This is a genomic window from Kineococcus gynurae, assembly GCF_042433995.1.
Taxonomy (GTDB): domain Bacteria; phylum Actinomycetota; class Actinomycetes; order Actinomycetales; family Kineococcaceae; genus Kineococcus; species Kineococcus gynurae.
In genome coordinates this window covers 522938-542725 of the sequence record NZ_JBHLUI010000003.1, presented here as the reverse complement: position 1 = coordinate 542725, position 19788 = coordinate 522938, and the positions used below count along the sequence as shown (strand labels likewise).

Genomic DNA, 19788 nt, shown 5'->3' with positions numbered 1-19788 from the left:
AGGGTTAGGGTCGCGCCCGTGAGCAGCCCCACCCCCGAGGACCCCACCCCCGAGGACCCCAGTCCCGCCGACCCGGTCCCGGCCGCGCTGCGGGCCCGGGTGCAGGACTGGATCGGCGACGACCCGGACGCCGGCGACCGCGCCGAGCTCGGGGCCTTGCTGGAACGGGCCGGTTCCGACGCGGGCGCCGCGGCCGAGCTGGCCGAGCGTTTCAGCGGACCGCTGGAGTTCGGCACCGCCGGGTTGCGGGGGGCGGTCGGCGCGGGCGAGCACCGGATGAACCGGGCCGTGGTGCAACGGGCCGCGGCCGGGCTCGGTGCCTGGCTGACCGGTCGGTTCGAGCGCCCGCGCGTGGTCGTCGGGCTGGACGCCCGGCACCGCAGCCGCGAGTTCGCCGACGACTCCGCGGCCGTCCTGACCGCGGCGGGGTGCGAGGTGCTGCTGCTGCCCGGCCCCCTCCCGACCCCCGTCCTGGCGTTCGCGGTCCGCCACCTCGACGCCGACGCGGGGGTCATGGTCACGGCGAGCCACAACCCCCCGCAGGACAACGGGTACAAGGTCTACCTGGGCGGGCGGGCGAGCACCGCGGAGGGCCGCGGCGTCCAGATCGTCCCCCCGGTCGACCGGGAGATCGCGGCCGCCATCGCCGCCGTCGGGCCCCTCGCCGAGCTGCCCCGCGCCCGGGAGGGCTGGACCGTCCTGGACGACGCGGGGGTCGAGTCCTACCTGGACGCCGTCGGGGAGGCGCTCGGGACGGGCGGCCCGGGCGACCTCCGGATCGTGCTGACCCCGCTGCACGGGGTGGGTGGAGACATCTTGCAGGAGGCGTTGCGCCGCAACGGTTTCTCCGACCTCCACGTCGTCGCGGAGCAGGCCGACCCGGACCCGGACTTCCCCACCGTCGCCTTCCCCAACCCCGAGGAGCCGGGAGCGCTGGACCGGGCGCTGGCCCTGGCGGGCGAGGTCGGGGCCGACCTGGTCCTCGCCGTGGACCCGGACGCCGACCGCTGCTGCGTCGCCGTGCCGTTCCCCGCCGGCGCGGAGGGGGGCGGGTCGGCGGGCGACTGGCGGGTGCTGACCGGTGACGAGCTGGGGTCGGTCCTCGGCGACGTGCTGGCCGCCCCGGACGGCGTGCTGGCCTGCTCGATCGTGAGCTCGGAGCTGCTGGCCCGCGTCGCGGCCGCGCACGGGGCCGCGTTCGCCCCGACCCTGACCGGGTTCAAGTGGATCGCCCGGCCGCCGGGGCTGACCTTCGGCTACGAGGAGGCCATCGGCTACTGCGTCGCCCCCGAGGTGGTGCGCGACAAGGACGGGATCTCGGCCTCGGTGCTGGTGGCGCGGCTGGCCCGCGTGCTCGCCGACGAGGACCGGACCCTGCTCGACGTCCTCGACGACCTGGCCCGCGAGCACGGGGTCCACGCGACCGGTCCGGTGTCCCTGCGGGTGGACGACCTCTCGCTCATCCCCGCGGCGATGGCGCGGTTGCGCGCGGACCCGCCCCGCACGCTGGGCGGGTCGCCGGTGGTGTCGGTGGAGGACCTGGGCGCCGGGGTCGACGGGTTGCCGCCGACCGACGGGCTGCGCCTGCGTACGGCCGACCGCGCCCGCGTCGTCGTCCGCCCGAGCGGGACCGAGCCCAAGCTCAAGTGCTACTGCGAGGTGGTCGTCGAGGTGGGGTCCGACCTGGCCGCCGCCCGGGCGCAGGCCGACGAGCGCCTGACCGCGGTCCGTGCCGACATCCGCAGCGCGACGGGTCTCGCCTGAGGTGCTGCTGCGCGACGTCCGCCTGGGCGCCGAGGGCCCCCGGGTCGACGTCCGCGTCCGCGACGGGGTGGTCGACGCCGTGGGGCCGGGTCTCGCCGACGACGGGACGGGACGGCCCGGCGAGGAGGACCTGGGCGGCGGGGTGCTGCTGCCCGGCCTGCGCGACGAGCACGTCCACCTGACCCAGTGGGCCGTCTCCCGCCGCCGGGTCGACCTGTCCGCGACCACCTCCCCGCAGGAGGCCGCGCGGACGCTGGCCGGGGCCGGTCCGGGGACGGAGCTGCTCGTGGGCCAGGGTTTCCGGGACGCCCTGTGGTCCGAACCCGCCCACCGCGCGGTGCTCGACGAGCAGTTCGGCGACCGCCCCGTCGTCGCCGTCTCGCAGGACCTGCACTGCGCCTGGGTGAACTCGGCGGCGGCGCGGCAATTCGGGGTCACCGAGCCGACCGGCGTCGTGCGCGAGGACGAGGCCATGCGGTTGCTGACCGAGGCGGGCACCCTCGACCCGGGGACGGCCGACCGCTGGTCGCTGGAGGCGTTGGACGAGGCCGCGGCCCGCGGGGTCACCGCGGTCACCGACTTCGAGCTGGCCCCGCCCACCGACTGGGTCCGGCGCGCCCGGCTCCGGGCCCCGGCGACCCGGGTCGCGGTCGGGGTGTGGCCGGACTTCGTGGCCGCCACCGTCGCGGCCGGGCTGCGTACCGGCTCCGCCCTCGACCCCGCCGGGCTGGTCCGGGTCGGACCGGTCAAGCTGTTCGCCGACGGGTCGCTGGGGACCCGCACGGCGTTCTGCAGCCACCCCTACCCCGACGGGGGGCACGGGGTGCGCCGGCTCGAGGCCGAGGAGCTGGCCGGGTGGCTGCGGCGGACCGGGGCGGTCGGGCTCTCGGTCGCCGTCCACGCCATCGGTGACGCCGCCGTGCGGTTGGCCCTCGACGGGTTCGCCGCCGCGGGGACGGGCGGCCGGATCGAGCACGCCCAGCAGGTCCGGGTCGAGGACGTGCCCCGTTTCGCCGCGCTGGGCGTCGTCGCCAGCGTCCAGCCGCGGCACTGCCCCGACGACCGCGACGCCGCCGAACGGCACTGGGCCGGGGCGACCGGGCGCGCGTTCTGCTTCGCCGAGCTGCTCGCCGCCGGGGCCGAGCTGCGCTTCGGTTCCGACGCCCCCGTCGCGGCCCTGGACCCGTGGGACGCGATCGCGGCGGCCGTGCACCGCTCGATCGACGCACGCCCGCCCTGGCACCCGGAGCACCACCTCGACCTCGACGACGCGCTCGCCGCGGCCTCCGGGGGCCGCCGGCAGGTCCGGGTCGGGGACCCGGCCGACCTAGTCCTGCTGCCCGAGCACCCCCGGACGGTCCTCGACCGGGAGGGGGCCGAGGGGCTGCGGCGGATGCCGGTGACCGCCACGATCACCGCCGGACGAGTCGTGTCCCGCAGGTGAACCCCGGGCGTCCACCGGTCCACTAGGGTCTGTCTGCGCGACACCGAGGTCGCTTGCAACACGCACGCAACACGAGGTCAGGTAGTTCTCTGACCACAGCAGTGCCCGGGGCCGGTACGGAGCCGTTCCCGGGGGCTGCGCGCTACTGATGGCCGATACGTCGGGGCGTCGAGGTGGCGCTCCGCAACCATGGAGGACACCGTGCAGCTGGACAGTGGCAACGGTCTGAAGAAGGCACTCTCGCAACGACAACTCACCATGATCGCCATGGGCGGCGTCATCGGCGCCGGGTTGTTCGTGGGTTCCGGGACGGTGATCAAGAACGCCGGCCCGGCCGCGTTCCTCACCTACGCGCTGTGCGGGATCCTCATCATCCTGGTGATGCGGATGCTCGCCGAGATGGCGGTCGCGAACCCGCAGACCGGATCGTTCGCCGACTACGCCCGCACCGCCCTCGGCCCCTGGGCCGGTTTCTCGGCGGGCTGGCTGTACTGGTACTTCTGGGTCATCGTCGTCGGCTTCGAGGCCGTGGCCGGCGCCGGGGTGATCCAGTACTGGATCGACGTGCCGCTGTGGGCCGCCGCGCTCGTGCTCATGCTGCTGATGACCGCGACCAACCTCATCAGCGTCAAGTCCTTCGGTGAGTTCGAGTACTGGTTCGCGGGGATCAAGGTCGCGGCGATCATCCTGTTCCTGGCCATCGGCGGCACCTACGCCCTCGGCCTGTGGGGGAACAACGAGGCCGGGTTCAGCAACCTCACCGCCCAGGGCGGGTTCTTCCCCAACGGCACCGGCGCCATCACCATCGCGGTCGTGACCGTGATCTTCTCGATGGTCGGGGCCGAGATCGCGACCATCGCGGCCGCGGAGTCCAACGACCCGGAGCGGGCCGTGGCCAAGGCGGCCAACGCCGTCATCGTCCGCATCTCGATCTTCTTCGTCGGTTCGGTGTTCCTCCTGGTGACGATCCTGCCCTGGAACGACGCGACCCTGTCCGCCTCGCCGTTCGTGGCCGCGTTCACGCAGATGGGCATCCCCTACGCCGACCACATCATGAACGCGGTCGTGCTCACCGCGGTCCTGTCCTGCCTGAACTCCGGGCTCTACACCGGTTCGCGCATGCTGTTCGTGCTGGCGGCACGGAACGAGGCCCCGGCCGCCCTGGTCAAGATCAACAGTCGCAGCGTCCCGGCCAACGCGATCCTCGCGTCCTCGGTCATCGGGTTCCTCTGCGTCATCGCGGCCGCGGTCGACGAGGACGGCGTGTTCAGCTTCCTGCTGAACTCCTCGGGCGCGGTCATCCTCTTCGTCTACCTGCTCATCGCGCTGTCGCAGATCCAGCTGCGGCGCCGGTCCGACGAGTCGACGCTGAAGGTCAAGATGTGGGCCTTCCCGTTCCTGTCGATCCTGGCCGCGGTCGGCATCGTCGCGATCCTCGTGCAGATGTTCTTCATCGAGTCCACCCGCTCCCAGATCACCCTGAGCCTGCTGTCCTGGGCCGTCGTGCTGATCGCCTTCGTGGTGAACAAGAAGTTCGGCAAGCCGATCGGGGAGAACGTCTCCCTCACCGAGGAGCAGAAGGCCGTGGCCGGCGAGGGACCGGCCGGGCACTGACGGCCCGCACGCCCCGCACCCGCACGACGCCCGGCCGGTACCCCCGGCCGGGCGTCTGCGTTCGCGCCAGACCCGTCAGACCCGTCAGACCACGTCGACGAAGACCGGGTTGGTGTAGCACCACAGGTCGTCCCAGGGGTCGGAGTCCCCGATCCGGTCGACCTCGGGGTGCCCGTCGGAGCGCATGTGCTTGCCGTCGGAGCCCCGGAAACGCAGGTAGAGCGGATCGGCGACCCCGCGCAGCGTCGTGCGGAACGTCACCGGGCCGGCCGCGTGGGCGGGCATCTCGAAGCTCTCGGCCACCCGGGTGCCCGGAGCCTCGAACAGGTCCCGGTCGAGGTCGGCGACCCTGCCGGTCACGGTCCCCACGATGAGGTCCCACCGCGCCGAGCGCGGGACCTCCCCGGACCCGTTGGGGCCGGTCGCGGGATCGACGCGCAGTTCCACCTCGACGTCGCCGCCGCGGGTGACCGCGGTCCGCGCCCCGAACGTCACACCGGGGCCGACGCCGCCGGGACGCACCCGGGCCTCGACCCCGCGGACCAACCCGCCGTGGACGACGAACACCCGGCCGGCCCGCAACCCGGCCATGACCGCGGCGTAGTCCCGGGTCGGCGCCCCGACGCAGGTGCGGGAGTAGAAACCCGGCGCGAAGTCGACGTACCCGTGCTGCGGGACCCCGGTCGGCACGGGGGTCCCCCGGTGCCCGTGCTCGAGGTAGAACTCCCGGCTCAGGTCCTCGACCCGCACGGTGTCGCCGTGGTCGAAGTGGTTGTCCGAGTTCGCGGTGACCCACCACGGCAGACCCTCGGCGAGCAGGGAGTCCCACAGCCCGCCGAGGCGCGCGGTGGCCGCGTCGAAGCCGCCCCAGGTGCGGTACTGGTCGACGTCGTACCCGGGGAACGACCACGACGTCGGGAACTCGTCGTACTGCCCGCGCCCGCGACCGCGCCCGAGCGGCGGGGGCAAGGCGGCGGCCTGGTGCCCGGGAGCCCCCTCCCACCCGACGAACAGGCCGGGGGCGGCGTCGCGCCAGTCGCGGACCATCGACGGGCTGACCCGTCCCGTCCGCATCGGGTGGTTGGAGAGCAGCAGGGCCTCGTCGACCACCCCGTCGGCGAGCTGCGCGACCAGCCAGGAGATCGCGTCCAGCCCCAGCGCCCGGGCCGTCGCGGTGGGCTGCACCGAGTGCTGGATCAGGCCGGGCCCGTCGGGGTTGGACGAGGCGGCGAGCACGTCGCCGTCGAAGCGCCGCTCGAACTCCTGCAGCAGGTGCGGGGTCCCGTGGTGGTGCGGGGCGATGAACGTCGCGTGCTCGGCCCCCGGGATGTTCCACTCCATGCCCTGGAAGACGAGGACGTCGTGGTCGCGGCGCGCCTGCTCGATCAGCGGGGTCTGCAGGGCCACGGACTGCTTGGCGTGGTCGGGGCCGCCGTGGTCGGTGAGGACCATCCAGTCCAACCCGCAGGCCGTCCCCCGCCGCACCTGGTCGTCCACCGTGTACATGGCGTCCCGGGAGAACGTCGTGTGGATGTGGTGGTCGCCGGCGAACCAGCGGTGGTCGCGGTCGTCGCCGTCCGTGCGCGGAGGAAGGGACGCCGGCCCGTGGGAGTGCACTCCCCCACCCTGCCAGCCGCGGTCGGCGCCGCGCCCCGCGCCCCGTCCCACCAGCCCCACCCGTAGAGTCACTGAATGTGAGCGCCCAGCTACGGAAGGCCGAGGAGGTCGCGCCCGCGCGCCCCCCGCGCACCCGTGGGACCCGGCCGGTCGACACCACCGAGGCCCGTCTCCCCGACCTCTGCGCCGCGTCCGACGACCCGGGTCTGTCCCCCCTGCTCGACCTGGTCTCCCCCGCCACCGGCCGACCGCTCACCCGGGTCGCCGACACCGATCCGGCGCTGGCCCTGCGCACCCTCACCGCCACCGCGAGCGCCGGCCGGGCGTGGGCCTGGCTGAGCGGCGAGGACCGCGCGCGGCACCTGTTCGCCGCGGCGCAGGCCCTCGCCGAGCACGCCCGCGGGGCCGGGCTGCTGGACACCCTGACCACGGGACGACCGGTCAGCACGACGCTCGCCCCCGGCGCGCTGGCCGACGCCGCGTTCTCCGCCGCGGGGTGGGCCGACAAGCTGCCCGCGGTCGGACTGCGCCCCCGCAGCGGTGGGGCCGCGCTGATCCGGGCCGACTGGCGGGCCACCCCCGCCGACCTCGCCGAGAACGTCCTCGTGGCGCTGGCCGCCGGGGCCGGCGCGGTCGTGCGGGCGCGTCCGGAGGCGGCGCCGGTGGCCCTGCGCCTGCGCGAGGCCCTGCGGGCCGCCGGACTCCCGGACGGGTTGGTCGCGGTGGTCCCGGGCGCCTTCCCGGGGACCGACGTCGCCCTGGAGCAGGCCCCGGACACCGTGGCGGTGACCCTGGACGGCGACGCGGGGGCGGTCCGGACGCTGGCCGTGCGGGCCGCGGCCCGTGACCTGCCGTGGTGCGGGACGACCGACGCCCCCGCCGTCGACCTCGTCCTGACCGGCGCCGACCTGGACGCCGTCGCCGAGGCCGTGCTCGCCCGGGTGCTGGGCGGGGCCCAGGCCCACCCCGGCGGGAACCTCGTCCTGGTCGAGGACGCGGTCGCCGAGGACCTCACGCTGCGCCTGCGCGCGGTCGTGGAGCCCTTGACCCCCGGCGACCCGTTGCTGCCCTCGACCCGGCTCGGGCCCTGCCCCACCGCGGCGCTCGCGCAGGCGGCGGCCGCCTGCCGGACGCGACCCTCGGCGGTGGCCGTGGACCTCGCCGCGGGCGGTTGGTGGGCCCTGCCCGTCGTGCTGCAGCTGCCCCGTCGTTCGTCCCCGTTGCCCCCGGGTCCGGTGGTGGGCGTCCGGACGGTCCCCGACGAGGCCGCCGCGCGCCGGGTCCTGGGCGCGGTCGGCGCCGTGCAGGTGTGGGAGCGCGGCGGCCCCCGCCACCCGGCGGGCCCCCCGCGGCTACGGCGCGCGCTGCGGTGGTTGCGGACCTGCTGTGGCTAGCCGGCCCCCGCTGCGGACCCGTCCCGGCGGTGGCCGCGTCCCGGCCGAGGACGTGCTGCGGGCCGCGGCCCGCGCGGCCGTGGCGTGGTCGGCCCGGCCCGCGCTGGAACGGGGTCGGACGCTGCTGGAGGCGGCCGCGGATCTGGAGGAGCGACGCTCGGTCGTCGTGGAAGAGCTGCGCGGCAGCGGGTTCCGACTCTCCGAGGCGGTCGCGGACGTCGATGCGGCCGTCGACGAGACGGTCCGCTGGGCGGGCTGGACGGACAAGGTCGGAGCGTTCGTCCCACGGATGCTCGACCTGCCCGCCCCCGGGTCCGGCACCGTCGTGCTCGTCCTCGGCGGCGGGGGCGAACCGGTCCGGACGGCGGCACGCACGGTCCTGCCCGTGCTGGCGACGGGGGGCGCGGTCCTGCTGCTCCCCCGACCCGGTGCCGGACGCGCGACGGCGCAGTTCGTGGCGGGCCTCGGCGCGGCCCTCCCACCCGGCCTGCTCACCGACCACCCCGACTGGGCCGACCCCCAGGTCGCCGGGCCCCTGGGCACGGCCGCCGGGGCCGTCGGCGCCGCCCTCGACCTGCGTCGCGCCGTCGCACCCGCCCCGCCCGGGTCCGCGGGGTCCGACGGGTCCGACGGGCGCGACGGACCCGACCCGGTCGAGGCCCTGCGCGACACCCTGGTCGCGGCGGGCGGGCGGGTGGTCCTCACCCCGTCCCCCGACCCGACCCACCCGGGCCCCGGGCTCGACGTCCTCACCGCCCTCACCCCGGTCCTGCGCTGACCCCACCCCTGCCCCCCCGTGATCAAGGAATTCTTCGCACCCGGCCCGGGCGTCCCGGGACGGCAGGAGCGGGAAATTCCTTGATCACGGGGGAGTGGGAGGGGGGGAGGGGTCAGTCGAGGCGGGCGGAGAGGGCGAGTCGCTCGTCGTAGTGCAGGAAGGCCGCGGCCAGGGCGGTGCGGGTCGCCTTGCGGACGTCCTCGACCGACCAGTCGCACAGGTCCATGAGCAGGGCGAACTCGCGGCTCAGCGACGTCCCGGACATGAGCCGGTTGTCGGTGTTCACCGCGACGGCGAAGCCGAGGTCCTTGAGCAGCGTGATCGGGTGCTCGGCGACGCTGGTGGCCGCCCCGGTCTGCACGTTGGACGACGGGCACAGTTCGAGGACGAGCTGCTGGTCGCGGACCCAGGTGGCCAGCGGGCCCAGCTCGGCCACCGGCATCCCGGCGGCGTCGGAACCGGACCCCAGGGTGATGTCGTCGGCGATCCGTACCCCGTGACCGATGCGCTGGGCCCCGCACTCGTGCACGGCCTCCGAGATGCTGCCCAGGCCGTCGGCCTCCCCGGCGTGGATGGTCACGGGGAGGTTCTCGGCGTGCAGCCGGTTGAACGCGGTGAGGTGGCGGGCGGGCGGGAACCCGAGCTCGGCGCCGGCGATGTCGAAGCCGACCACGCCGGCCTCGCGGTGCCGCAGGGCGAGCTCGGCGATCTCCTCGGACCGGTCGGCGTGCCGCATCGCGGTGACCAGCGTGCCGACCCGGATCGGGGTCCCCGCCTCGACGGCCAGCTGCTCCCCGCGGCGCATGCCGTCCTCGACGGCGAGGACGACCTCGTCGAGGCTCAACCCGCCGCGCAGGTGCTGCTCGGGGGCGTAGCGCAGCTCGCCGTAGACGACACCGTCGGCGGCCAGGTCGAGGACCGCCTCGGTGGCGACCCGGGCGAGGGACTCGGCGTCCTGCATGACCGCGACGGTGTGGTCGAACGTCTCGAGGTAGCGCACGAGGGAGCCGGAGTCCGCGGCGTCGCGGAACCAGGCCCGCAGCTCCTCGGGGTCGGTGGTGGGCAGCGTGTGACCGTTGGCCGAGGCGATCTCGACGATCGTCCCCGGCCGCAACCCACCGTCGAGGTGGTCGTGCAGGGAGACCTTCGGGATGCGCCGGGCGAGGTCCAGCGTGCTGTCCTGGGGGTTGATCTGCTCCTGGGTGCTCACCCGGCCGAGTCTGGCAGGTCCGCCCAGACGGTCTTCCCCCCGCCGGGTCCCGGGCGGACCCCCCAGCGCAGGGCCAGCGCGTCGACCAGCGCGACCCCCCGCCCCCCGGTGGACTCCGGCGGGGGTCGGCGCAGGACGGGTTCGACGGGACTGCCGTCAGACACCTCGACGTGGATCCCGCGCTGCGTCGCGCGCAGCGTCAGTGCGATCGGGGCTCCCCCGTAGCGCACCGCGTTGGTCACCAGCTCGGTGACGAGGAGTTCGAGCTCAGCCCCGCGGTCCGTGCTCGCGTGCTCGGCCTGCAGGGCGCGACGCACCCAGCGACGGGCCCGGGCGGCCGAGGCGAGGGCGGCGTCGAGGTCCAGACGTTGCATCCCACCTCCGACCACCCGCCGTCCCGCCGCTGCCGATCCTCGCGCCTGGGGGTCGCTTCCGCACGGGCAGGTCAGCCGGCCACCGCCCGACCGTCGACCAGCACGAGGTCGCTGCGCACGTCGGCCAGCTCGGCGAGCGGCAGCTCGAAGGGGTCGACCGACGCCACGACGAGGTCGGCCAGCGCCCCCACGCGGACGAGGCCCGTCTCGTCCTCACGACGGTTCACCCACGCGGAACCGGCCGTGTAGGCACCGAGGGCGACCTCCAGCCCGACGGCCTGCTCGGCGACGAGCGGTGGCGTGCCGGGCGATCCCGGGGGTCGCCGGGTGGTCGCCACCGCGATCGCCGCCCACGGGTCCGGGGACGAGACCGGCCAGTCGGAACCCATGGCCAGCCGGGCTCCCCCGCGGACCAGCCCCGCGAAGGGGTACTGCAGGGCCACCCGGTCGGAGCCGAGGAACGGCACCGTCAGCTCGGTCATCTGGGCGTCGTTGCAGGCCCAGAGCGCCTGGGCGTTCGCCGCGACCCCCAGTTCCCCGAACCGCGGCACGTCCTCGGCGGCCACGAGCTGCAGGTGGGCCAGGTGGTGGCGACCACCCCGCGAGCGCGGGGACCGACGGGCGGCGGCCACCGCGTCCAGGGCGTCGCGGGCCGCCCGGTCGCCGATCACGTGGACGTGGACGTCGAGCCCGGCCTCGTCGAGGGCGGGGACCACCTGCCGCAGCAGCTCGGCGTCCAGGTAGCTGAGCCCGCGGTCGGCCCCGGCGCACCCGCAGCGGTCGAGGTAGGGCTCGAGCAGGGAGGCCGTCTGGTTCTCGGCCACCCCGTCGAGCATGATCTTGACGCTGTCGGCCCGGAACCGTCCCGCCGGCCCCAGGGCCGCCCGCACCCGGTCGCGGCGCGCGGCGAGGCGCTCGACCTGAGCGGCCACCCCGTCCGGTTCGACGCCCCGCGGCCACCACTGCGCCCCGACGACCCGCGCGGTCAGCTCCCCCGCGCGGACCGCGGTGACGTAGGCGTCGAGGGAGTCGGGCATACCCGCGTACTCCCCGACGATCGCGTCCTGCCAGCCGGTGACCCCGAGCGAGTGCAGGTAGGCCTGCCCGGCCAGCAGACCGGCGCGGACCTGCTCGGCCGTGGGACGGGGCGCGACGCGTACGACCAGTTCCATCGCCCCCTCGTGCAGGGTCCCGGTCGGGCGGCCGTCGGGGTCGCGCTCGATGCGCCCGTCCGCCGGGTCGGGGGTGGACGCGTCGATCCCGGCGAGTTCCAGGGCGCGGCTGTTGGCCCAGGCGCCGTGGTGGTCGCGGTTGACCAGGAACACCGGTCGGTCGGGCACCCGGGCGTCGAGCAGCTCTCGCCGCGGGACCCCGCCCGGGAACTCGGCCATGGCCCAGCCCCCGCCGAGGATCCAGGGATCGGGCGAGGCCGTGGTCGCCGCCGCGAACGCCGACACCACGTCCAGGTACCGCTCGACCCCACGGGTCTCGGACAGGTCGCACCCCAGCCGCTCGATGCCGCCCTGCACCGGGTGCAGGTGGGCGTCGACGAAACCGGGGTGCAGCAGGCGACCCGCGAGGTCGACCGATTCGTCGGCCCGCCCGACCGCCGCCCGCACCTCCGCGTCCGTCCCCACGGCGACGATCCGACCGTCGGTGACGGCGACGGCCGTGGCCGTCGGGTGCCGTCGGCGACCGTCGAAGACCCGGCCGGAGTGCAGGACGAGGTCCGCCACTACATCACGCCCTGGGCGCGGGTGAGCACGTCGCGCAGCTTCTGCTCGATCTCGTCGAACTCGGCCCTCCCGATCGTCAACGGCGGGGCGAGCTGGACGACCGGGTCCCCGCGGTCGTCGGCCCGGCAGTACAACCCGGCCTCCCACAACGCCGGGGACAGGAACCCGCGCAGCAACCGGTCGGCCTCGGCCCCCGTGAACGTCTCGCGGGTCTCCTTGTCCCGCACCAGTTCGATCCCGTAGAAGAACCCGGCCCCGCGGACGTCGCCCACCAGCGGAAGGTCGAGCAACCGCTCCAGCGTCGTGCGGAACAGCGGAGCGTTCTCCCGCACGTGGTCGAACAACCCCTCCCGTTCGAGGATGTCGAGGTTGGCCATCGCGACCGCGGCGGCCACCGGGTGCCCCCCGAAGGTGTAGCCGTGCAGGAAGGACGTGCTGCCCCGCCGGAAAGGTTCGAACAACCGGGCGGAGGCGATCATCGCCCCGAGCGGCGCGTACCCGGAGGTCAGTCCCTTCGCGCAGGTGATGACGTCGGGGACGACCCCGAACTCGGTGCAGGCGAACATCCCCCCGATCCGCCCCACCGCGCAGATCGTCTCGTCGGCCACCAGCAGGACGTCGTGCTCGTCGCAGATCTCGCGGACCCGTTCCAGGTAACCCGGTGGGGGCGGGAAGCACCCGCCCGCGTTCTGCACCGGCTCCAGGAACACCGCGGCGACGGTGTCCGGACCCTCGAACTCGATGGCCTCCGCGATCCGGTCGGCCGCCCACCGTCCGAACGCCTTCGGGTCCTCGCGCAGGCCCTGCGGGGCCCGGTACTGGTTGGTGGCGGGGACGCGGAACGCGCCCGGGACGAGCGGTTCGTAGGGGGCCTTGACGTCGGGGATCCCCGTGATGGACAGCGCCCCGGCCGTCGTCCCGTGGTAGGCGACCGAGCGCGAGACCACCTTGTGCTTGCCGGGTTTCCCGACCAGCTTGAAGTACTGCTTGGCGAGTTTCCAGGCCGACTCCACCGCTTCGCTGCCGCTGGTGGTGAAGAAGACGCGGTCGAGGTCGCCCGGCGCCTCGGCGGCCAACCGCTCGGCCAGGTCGATCGCGGGCGGGTGCGCGTAGGACCACAGCGGGAAGTAGTCCAGCGTGGACATCTGCCGGCTCGCCGCCTCGGCGAGCTCGGTCCGGCCGTGCCCCACCTGGACGGTGAACAGCCCGGCGAGCCCGTCCAGGTACTCCTTGCCGCGGCTGTCGTAGATCCGGGCCCCCTCGCCCCGGACGATGACGGGGACCTCGGCGCCCTCGTCGAGGGGACCGTGCCGGGCGAAGTGCAACCAGAGGTGCTCACGGGCCGCGCGGGCCAGCGGTGTCCCCCGTCGGGTGGTGGTCGGTGTGGTCGAGTCGTACGTCGTCGAGTTCTGCGTCGCCGAGGTCGGCGTCGTCGTGGTCATGTCGAGCGCTCCCGTCACCGGTGTCTCCGGTGGGCCGAAGGTAACCTTTCCCTCGCCGGACCGTCCAGGGAGCGACGGGATCCGAGTGACGGTGGTCCGACTGCGACGGGATTCGTCGTGACCAGCTGTCGCGGCGACGTGAACGCCCCGTGACCCACCGCGATTCGTCCGCCGAGGACCCGGATCGGTCCCGCCTGAGCATTCTGCTCGGATGCGGCCGTCCATGTCGACAGTCTGCTCAGTTCGTCGACCCTCGCTTGCCTCCACCAGCTCCGTCCCGTGACCCTGGGCGGGTGAGCCTGTCCGCGCCGCCCGCCGCCCGCGTCCCCGCCCCACCGCACTCGCCCGTGGAGGACCTGGTCGGGCTGCTGGTCGGGACGTTCCTGGCTTCCTTCGGCCTGCACCTGCTGCACGCCACCACCGCGGTGACGGGCGGCACGGCCGGTCTGGCCCTGCTGCTCAGCTACGCCGCCCCGGTCCCCTTCGCGATCCTCCTCGTGGCGGTCAACCTCCCGTTCTTCGTGCTGGCCGCCCGCGTGAAGGGCCGTTGGTTCACGCTGCGCTCGGCCGGCGCCGTGCTCGCCCTGGCCCTGTGGTCGCCGCTGCACGCCGCCGCCCTGCCGCACCTCGACGTCAGCCCCGTGTACGCCGTGCTGTTCGGCAACCTTGCCGCCGGCATCGGCATCCTCATCCTGTTCCGGCACGGGTCGAGCCTGGGCGGTTTCGGCGTCCTGGCGTTGCTGGCCCAGGAACGGTTCGGCTGGCGGGCCGGGTACGTCCAGCTCGCCCTGGACGCCGTCGTGGTGCTCTCGGCCCTCACCGTCGTCCCGTTCGCGGTGGCGGGGTTGTCGGCCGCCGGAGCCGTCGTGCTGAACCTGGTCCTCTCGATGAACCATCGACCCGGTCGCTACATGGGCGCCTGACCCCCGGACCGCGGCAGCGGTCGCCGGCGCGGGACCCAGAGCGGCACCCGGTCCCGGTAGTCCCGGTACGCCTGGCCGAAGCACCGTTCCAGGAAGCGCTCCTCGGACGGGCGGATGACGACGTGCCAGACCAGCGCGCCCACGGGTGGGACGAGGAAGTACCCGGGCGAACCCAGGAGCAGGGCGACCCCCACGGTCTGCGCGATCCCGGTCACGGCCATCGGGTTGCGCACGAACCGGTAGGGACCCTCCACGACCAGGCGGGCGGCCGCGTCGAAGGGCACGGGAGTTCCCTCCCCGCGGGCCATCACCGTGGCGCACCGGATGCCGATCAGGCTGGCCGGCACCAGGACGACGGCCGCCCACACCGGGGCCCCCGGGATCTCGACCCGCGCGATCCCCAGCCATCGCTCCCCGGTCGTCACGACGACCGGCAGGGCGACCAGGGCCAGGAACCAGACGAGGACCATCCAGCCGAACGTCGCGCGCAGGTGCCGCCCGGCGCTCGCCGGACGGGCGAGCCGGTACAACCTCACGGATCCGCCCGCCGCGGGGCCGGGGTTCCCACCCTGGTCGTGACGAGACCCGCCCCCGCGGTGCCCAGCAGCATCACGACGAACCCGACCCACCCCGACCCGCTCCGGTGGGCCAGCGTCGCGGTCAGGATCGTCGCGTACCCCAGGGCCCCGGTGGTCGCGCCGGCCAGGGCCCGGGCCGAGGGGTGGCGGAGCCCGGCGGCCAGGCTCGCCGCGGCCGCGACCAGGCACAGACCGACGTCGGCGGGGCGGAACGCGTCGAGGACGGACGGCGGACCGAGGTCGAACCAGGCACGGAAGGGCGGTAGGACGGCCATCAGCAGCCACCATCCCGGCACCCCGAGCGCCACCAGCCCCAGGTACCCCGCCCCCCAGCGTTCCCGCACCCCCCGACGATCACCCGGGGGCACCCGCCGGGACAAGCCCCCGTCCGCGTGTTCGGCCACCCGGGACTGCCGGGTCGGCCAGACTGTCCCCGTGATCGTCGGGAGCGGGTCGGACCTGTCGAGGCCGCAGGTGGCGTGGCGGGTCGGCGCGGTGGGGGTCGGACTGGTCGTCCTCCTCGGGGGTCAGCTGGCCGACACCAACGACTGGTTCCCGCTGGGGTCGCTGTCGCAGTACGCGACCCCGCGCCCCGTCGACGGCAGCGTCGTCTCCACCTCGTTGGAGGGTCTGACCACGGACGGGCGGATCGTCCCGGTCCCCCTGAGTCCCGGTTCGGTCGGGATGTCGCGGGCCGAGCTCGAGGCGCACGGCCAGGAGATCATCGCCGACCCGTCGTTGCTCGGGGTGCTGGCCGCCTCGCACGCCCGGTTGCGACCGGGTTCCCCCGCCCTGCGCGAACTGCGGTTGGTCCGTAGCGAGCAGTCGATGCGGAACTCCCGGCTCGTGGGGTCCCCGACGGTCCGGGTGCTCGCGACCTGGGCTCCCACCGGGGGGCAGGGGTGAACCTCGCCGCCCGGGTCGGCGCGTTCGTCGTCCCCGCCCTCCCCCGCGCCCGGGTCGCCTGGTTGCGCCTGATCCTCGCGGTCTTCGCCCTGGCCGACGCGACCCTGCTCACCAACCACGTGTTCAGCCACGTCCACGTCGCCGAGTTCTGGCGCCCCACGCTCCTCGGTCGACTCCTGCACGTCCCCCCGCCCACCACCCTCACCGCGACGCTCGCGATGACCGCCCTGGTGGCCGGGGTGGCGCTCGCCCTGGCCCCCCGGACACGGACGGCGGCCGGTTGGTGCACGTCCCTCGGCTACCTGGCCTGGATCCTCTGGTCGATGGGTTTCGGCTACGTCGCCCACGACCACATGGCGATCGTCGTCGCGATGATCGTGCTGCTGACCGCCGGGCGGGCCGACCTCGACGACCTCACCCCGTCCCGGCGGGCGGGATGGGCCCTGCGCTGCGTGCAGATCGCCACGGTGGCCACCTACTGCGGATCCGCCGTGAGCAAGTGGGTCCGCAGCGGAACCCCGTGGGCCTGGGCCAACGGCGCGGTGACCGTGTGGGCCGTGACGCGGCGGGGTTCCGGGCTCGGCGACTGGCTCGGGCGTTTCCCGGAGTTCCTGGTCGTGACCCAGTGGGTCGTGCTCGTCTGCGAGTTCTGTGCCCCGGTCGCGCTGTGGTTGCGGGGACGCTGGCTGTGGTTCGCGGTGGGCGCCGCGATGGTGTTCCACCTCTCGACGTGGCTCACCCTCGGCATCCACTTCCTGCCCACGGTCGTCTGCTGGGCGGCGTTCCTGCCCCTGGAACGACTGGGACGGTTCGTGCAGCGCCCGTCCTCCCGGGCGGTGGAGCCCGTGGAGACCGTCGAGGCGGTCTGAGTCGGGTCAGCCGTTCACGAGGTCGCCGTTCCACCCCACGTCGTCACCGGGTTCGACCGGTCACGCCTCGATCCCGGGGGCCGCGAGCAGCGCCGCCACCAGCTCCGCCGACCCGGCCAGCAGGGTCGAGTCGAAGTCGATCTCGGAGGCGAGGAACCACGACCGGTCCAGCGGCCAGACCAGGGACGGGGACTGCGGGTCGAACCAGTCGGGGGTGATCTGCTTCCCGGTCCTCAGCGCCGCGTCCAGCGGCCCCTGGAACAGCAGGTAGTCCCGACCGGGCAGGTGCAGGTGCGGGTAGGACGTTGCCGCATTGACCACGTCGGGGATCGGCGGGCGGGCAAGCGGTGGCGGCGGCGAGCCCTTCCCGCCCGAGGTGTACCGGACCCCGGTCGAGCCGTGCAACCACCCCCACCCCTCCCACATCCCGAGCACGCACTCCTGGTCCCCCGTGAACGGCGCGAGCACGCTCAGCACGGCCCGCAGCGCCTCGGGCTCCAGGTGCCCCTCACGGACCTGCACGTCCGCCCACCGCCCCTCCGGCCCCACCGGCAGGTCCTGCCCCGCGACGGGGGTGACGATCGAACGCCACTGCGCGAGGGCGTGCACGACCCGGCCGGTCCGGGCGGCGACGCCCGCCCAGGTGCCCGGTTCTTCGTCGCCCCCCAGGTCGACGGGGTGCAGGATGCGGGCGTAGGCCGGGAAACCCCGGGGGACCACGTCCGTCACGGAACTGCCCAGCCCCCCGGTGCGCGGGGCGATCCCTCCACCCACCGCGTCCGGGTCCTCGACCGGACGCAACCCGGCGAAAGACTCACCCACCGCGCACCGTCCCGGTGGACGGCGGAACGACGCGCAGGTCGGCTCCCGGCAGCTCCATCCTCGGACGGTAGCGGCGACCCCCACCGACGACCGCGATCTCCCGCCCGTCCCCGGGCGCGCGTCGTCGATGAGTTCCGGGCCCGGCGACGGTCTCCGGGTCATGGTGACGACCCCGTTCCCGCTGACCGCCGCACAGACGGCCGCCGCGGTCCGCGACGAACGCCTCCGGCTCGTCGACCGCCTGGCGACCCTCGGCCCGGAGCAGTGGGGCGCACCGTCCTTGTGCGCCGCGTGGACGGTGCGAGACGTCCTGGCCCACCTGACCACCACCACGCGTCTGACGGTGCCGCTCCTGGTCCGCGAAGCGGTCCGGGCCCGCGGTTCCTTCGACCGCATGGAGATCAACCTGGCCGCCGAGCGCGCCGGGCGGCACGGCACCACCGAGCTCCTCGAGCACCTGCACGAGAGCGCCCGGTCCACCCGTCGCTTCCCCGGCAGCAGCCCCCTGGACCCGCTGATGGACCTGGTCGTCCACGCCCAGGACGTCGCGCGTCCCCTGCGACTGGCCTGGTCGCCGCCCGCTCACGTCGTCACCGCCTGCCTGGCCCACGTCGTCGGCAACCGCTTCATGGGCGCGCCCCGGCGCGTACGGGGACTGCACCTGGCGTCCACCGACTCCTCGTGGTCGCACGGGTCCGGCGCCGAGGTCCGCGGACCGGACCTGGACCTCCTGCTCGCCGTCTCCGGCCGGCCCGAGGGACTGCGCGCCCTGGACGGCCCGGGGGTGCCGGCGCTGCGCGAACGCCTCCGGGTGGGGTGAGCGGGCCACCCCGTGCCACCCACCTCGTGTCGACGGCGACGGATGGGACGGCAGCTCAGTCATTCCTTGATCACGGGGGAGGGAGGGGTGCGGATGCCGAACCCGCAATAGAACGGGTGTACGGAAGTTCTGGCATCCTGGGCCGGTGGCGGGCGGGCGGTGGAGCAAGTCCTACGAGGACCGCTACCGGGCTGCGCGGCGCCGCGGCGAACCGTCGCCCTTCGCCGGACCCACCACCGGACCAACCACCGGACCCGACGGCGGCACAGCGGTCCCGCACCCCGCTCGCGATCCCGCCGGCACCCCCACCGGGCCCACCGGGCCCACGGGAGGCGCCCCCGACCCGGGGCCGGAGCTGAGCGCGGGACGGCACTGCTGGGTGCTGGGTCCGGCCGAGGACCCGGGCCCCTTCCCCGGGGTGCTCCTGGCCTGGCGGCGCGAGGGCCCCACCTGGTTCGGCCGTGTCGCCTTCGTCCGGCTCGACGGGCGGGGTCGACCGGTCCTCACCGACGGGTGGATCCCGGCGACGGCCCTGCGTCCCTGACGTCCGGGCCCTACCGCCCGCTGCCGACCATCCCGCTGAAGCTCGACTCCCGTTCCAGCGCAGTCAGATCGACCGTCCGCCGGACCGGGGGCACCAGCAGCACGGGCGCGCGCAACGTCCGCAGCGGAACCTCGTGGGCCTCGGCCGAGCCCAGGACGACGAGGTCCCCGACGCCGACCCGGTGCGCGAGCACGTCGCGCAGGTAGGCCTCGACGACGTCGGCCTGCACCGACCGTCGGGCCACCGGGGCGAGGGTCTCGCACGCCCGGTGGTGCCGGGCCTGCGCCTGGTCCCGGTGCAACGGTCGGTCCTGGTCGGTCGCCAGGGCCAGCAACGGGTTCTGGACCCACGTCGTCAGGACCCGGACCGGCAGGCGGGCCTCCTGGGCCCGGTGCAGCGCCCAGCGCTCCCCGGCGTCGTCCTCCGACGTGACGACCAGCAGGCGGCGGGACGCGCCCACGACCGCCTGCGGTCCGACCAGGACCAGCGGGACGGGGGCGTTCGGGACGCAGTCGCGCACGACGTGCCCGGTGCCCGGTCCCACCGGCGAGACCTTGCGCCCGCAGCCCAGCACGAGCGCGTCGGAGTCGGCCGCGGCCAGCAGGAGGGCCGTCGCCGGGGTCCCCGTCAGCGTGGTCGTGCGGACCGTCGGCGCACGCCCGGCCAGGTGCTCGATCTCCTCGGGCAGGTGCGCCGCGAGGGACTGCGACGGCGACAGCGGGCTCAACGGCCCCGCCGGCCCGCCGGGATGGGGCGGGTCCACGGCGACGACGTGGACGTCGCCCCCGTGCTCGGCCGCGTCGTGCAGCGCCCATCGCAGGGCGCGTCGGGACGCACCCGACCCGGAGAAACCCACCGTGACCCGGAACGTCGACCCGCTCATCGCCACCGCCTCCTCGCGGGGGAAAGTCCCCTCTCTCATGGTGCGCCGCAGCGGCACGCAGGACAAGGGA

Annotated in this window: 18 protein-coding genes and 1 pseudogene; 10 read left to right on the top strand and 9 right to left on the bottom strand. The window is 74.9% G+C overall.

The genetic code is table 11. From position 1 onward, the window contains the following. Window positions 1-87 precede the first annotated feature (87 nt). The 3 genes and pseudogenes from ACFFKU_RS03960 to ACFFKU_RS03950 form a co-directional block, all read left to right on the top strand. On the top strand, window positions 88-1764 hold the full coding sequence (locus ACFFKU_RS03960; RefSeq protein ID WP_380136119.1) for a phospho-sugar mutase: 1677 nt from the start codon (window positions 88-90) through the stop codon (window positions 1762-1764). Between the two features lies 1 nt (window position 1765). After that, complete coding sequence (locus tag ACFFKU_RS03955) at window positions 1766-3208, top strand: amidohydrolase (protein WP_380135847.1); 1443 nt, start codon at window positions 1766-1768, stop codon at window positions 3206-3208. A 189-nt stretch (window positions 3209-3397) separates the two neighbouring features. Then, a pseudogene (locus ACFFKU_RS03950) lies at window positions 3398-4777 on the top strand (amino acid permease); the annotation flags it as partial. 129 nt (window positions 4778-4906) lie between these two features. Here the strand turns inward: ACFFKU_RS03950 and ACFFKU_RS03945 are convergent. Beyond that, window positions 4907-6439, bottom strand: coding sequence for a histidinol-phosphatase (locus ACFFKU_RS03945; protein WP_380135845.1), 1533 nt, complete (start codon window positions 6437-6439; stop codon window positions 4907-4909). Between the two features lie 77 nt (window positions 6440-6516). On the opposite strand from ACFFKU_RS03945, the gene ACFFKU_RS03940 reads away from it, so the two are divergent. Further along, window positions 6517-7833, top strand: a complete 1317-nt coding sequence (locus ACFFKU_RS03940) for an aldehyde dehydrogenase family protein (RefSeq protein WP_380135842.1) — start codon at window positions 6517-6519, stop codon at window positions 7831-7833. Continuing rightward, window positions 7826-8611: an aldehyde dehydrogenase family protein gene (locus tag ACFFKU_RS03935; RefSeq protein ID WP_380135840.1), complete on the top strand. Its 786-nt coding sequence runs from the start codon at window positions 7826-7828 to the stop codon at window positions 8609-8611. Before ACFFKU_RS03940 ends, ACFFKU_RS03935 begins: the two co-directional genes overlap by 8 nt. Before the next feature lie 112 nt (window positions 8612-8723). Here ACFFKU_RS03935 and ACFFKU_RS03930 read toward each other — a convergent pair whose 3' ends face one another. The 4 genes from ACFFKU_RS03930 to ACFFKU_RS03915 all read right to left on the bottom strand — a co-directional run bounded on the left by ACFFKU_RS03930 (window position 8724) and on the right by ACFFKU_RS03915 (window position 13373). Continuing rightward, entirely contained in the window at window positions 8724-9821 is a 1098-nt protein-coding gene (locus ACFFKU_RS03930; RefSeq protein ID WP_380135839.1) for an adenosine deaminase, read from the bottom strand. After that, complete coding sequence (locus ACFFKU_RS03925) at window positions 9818-10195, bottom strand: ATP-binding protein (RefSeq protein ID WP_380135837.1); 378 nt, start codon at window positions 10193-10195, stop codon at window positions 9818-9820. The genes ACFFKU_RS03930 and ACFFKU_RS03925 overlap by 4 nt, the downstream gene beginning before the upstream one ends. A 71-nt stretch (window positions 10196-10266) precedes the next feature. After that, the gene (locus ACFFKU_RS03920; protein ID WP_380135835.1) at window positions 10267-11931 is read right to left on the bottom strand and encodes an amidohydrolase; all 1665 of its coding nucleotides are present in this window, start codon (window positions 11929-11931) and stop codon (window positions 10267-10269) included. Beyond that, window positions 11931-13373 carry an aspartate aminotransferase family protein gene (locus ACFFKU_RS03915; protein ID WP_380135832.1) on the bottom strand — a complete coding sequence of 481 codons (1443 nt, stop codon included), beginning with the start codon at window positions 13371-13373 and terminating at the stop codon, window positions 11931-11933. Before ACFFKU_RS03915 ends, ACFFKU_RS03920 begins: the two co-directional genes overlap by 1 nt. 293 nt (window positions 13374-13666) lie before the next feature. Here ACFFKU_RS03915 and ACFFKU_RS03910 point away from each other — a divergent pair, with 293 nt between their 5' ends. Continuing rightward, on the top strand, window positions 13667-14296 hold the full coding sequence (locus ACFFKU_RS03910) for a YitT family protein (RefSeq protein ID WP_380135829.1): 630 nt from the start codon (window positions 13667-13669) through the stop codon (window positions 14294-14296). Here ACFFKU_RS03910 and ACFFKU_RS03905 read toward each other — a convergent pair. Further along, window positions 14281-14832, bottom strand: a complete 552-nt coding sequence (locus ACFFKU_RS03905) for a methyltransferase family protein (protein WP_380135826.1) — start codon at window positions 14830-14832, stop codon at window positions 14281-14283. The two genes, ACFFKU_RS03910 and ACFFKU_RS03905, sit on opposite strands and share 16 nt — an antisense overlap. Continuing rightward, window positions 14829-15218, bottom strand: coding sequence for a hypothetical protein (locus tag ACFFKU_RS03900; RefSeq protein WP_380135824.1), 390 nt, complete (start codon window positions 15216-15218; stop codon window positions 14829-14831). Before ACFFKU_RS03900 ends, ACFFKU_RS03905 begins: the two co-directional genes overlap by 4 nt. A 91-nt stretch (window positions 15219-15309) precedes the next feature. Here ACFFKU_RS03900 and ACFFKU_RS03895 point away from each other — a divergent pair, with 91 nt between their 5' ends. Both ACFFKU_RS03895 and ACFFKU_RS03890 read left to right on the top strand, forming a co-directional pair. After that, on the top strand, window positions 15310-15780 hold the full coding sequence (locus ACFFKU_RS03895; protein ID WP_380135823.1) for a hypothetical protein: 471 nt from the start codon (window positions 15310-15312) through the stop codon (window positions 15778-15780). Beyond that, window positions 15777-16649, top strand: a complete 873-nt coding sequence (locus tag ACFFKU_RS03890) for an HTTM domain-containing protein (protein ID WP_380135820.1) — start codon at window positions 15777-15779, stop codon at window positions 16647-16649. The genes ACFFKU_RS03895 and ACFFKU_RS03890 overlap by 4 nt, the downstream gene beginning before the upstream one ends. 60 nt (window positions 16650-16709) lie before the next feature. On the opposite strand, the gene ACFFKU_RS03885 is transcribed toward ACFFKU_RS03890, so the two are convergent. Next, window positions 16710-17471 carry a hypothetical protein gene (locus ACFFKU_RS03885; protein ID WP_380135817.1) on the bottom strand — a complete coding sequence of 254 codons (762 nt, stop codon included), beginning with the start codon at window positions 17469-17471 and terminating at the stop codon, window positions 16710-16712. Between the two features lie 160 nt (window positions 17472-17631). Between ACFFKU_RS03885 and ACFFKU_RS03880 the strand changes: the two genes are divergently transcribed. Continuing rightward, window positions 17632-18291 carry a maleylpyruvate isomerase family mycothiol-dependent enzyme gene (locus ACFFKU_RS03880; RefSeq protein ID WP_380135814.1) on the top strand — a complete coding sequence of 220 codons (660 nt, stop codon included), beginning with the start codon at window positions 17632-17634 and terminating at the stop codon, window positions 18289-18291. 145 nt (window positions 18292-18436) lie between these two features. Then, window positions 18437-18835, top strand: a complete 399-nt coding sequence (locus tag ACFFKU_RS03875; RefSeq protein WP_380135811.1) for a hypothetical protein — start codon at window positions 18437-18439, stop codon at window positions 18833-18835. A 10-nt stretch (window positions 18836-18845) separates the two neighbouring features. On the opposite strand, the gene ACFFKU_RS03870 is transcribed toward ACFFKU_RS03875, so the two are convergent. Further along, window positions 18846-19718 (bottom strand): universal stress protein, encoded by an 873-nt coding sequence (locus ACFFKU_RS03870; protein WP_380135809.1) that lies wholly within the window; start codon window positions 19716-19718, stop codon window positions 18846-18848. Between the last annotated feature and the right edge of the window lie 70 nt (window positions 19719-19788).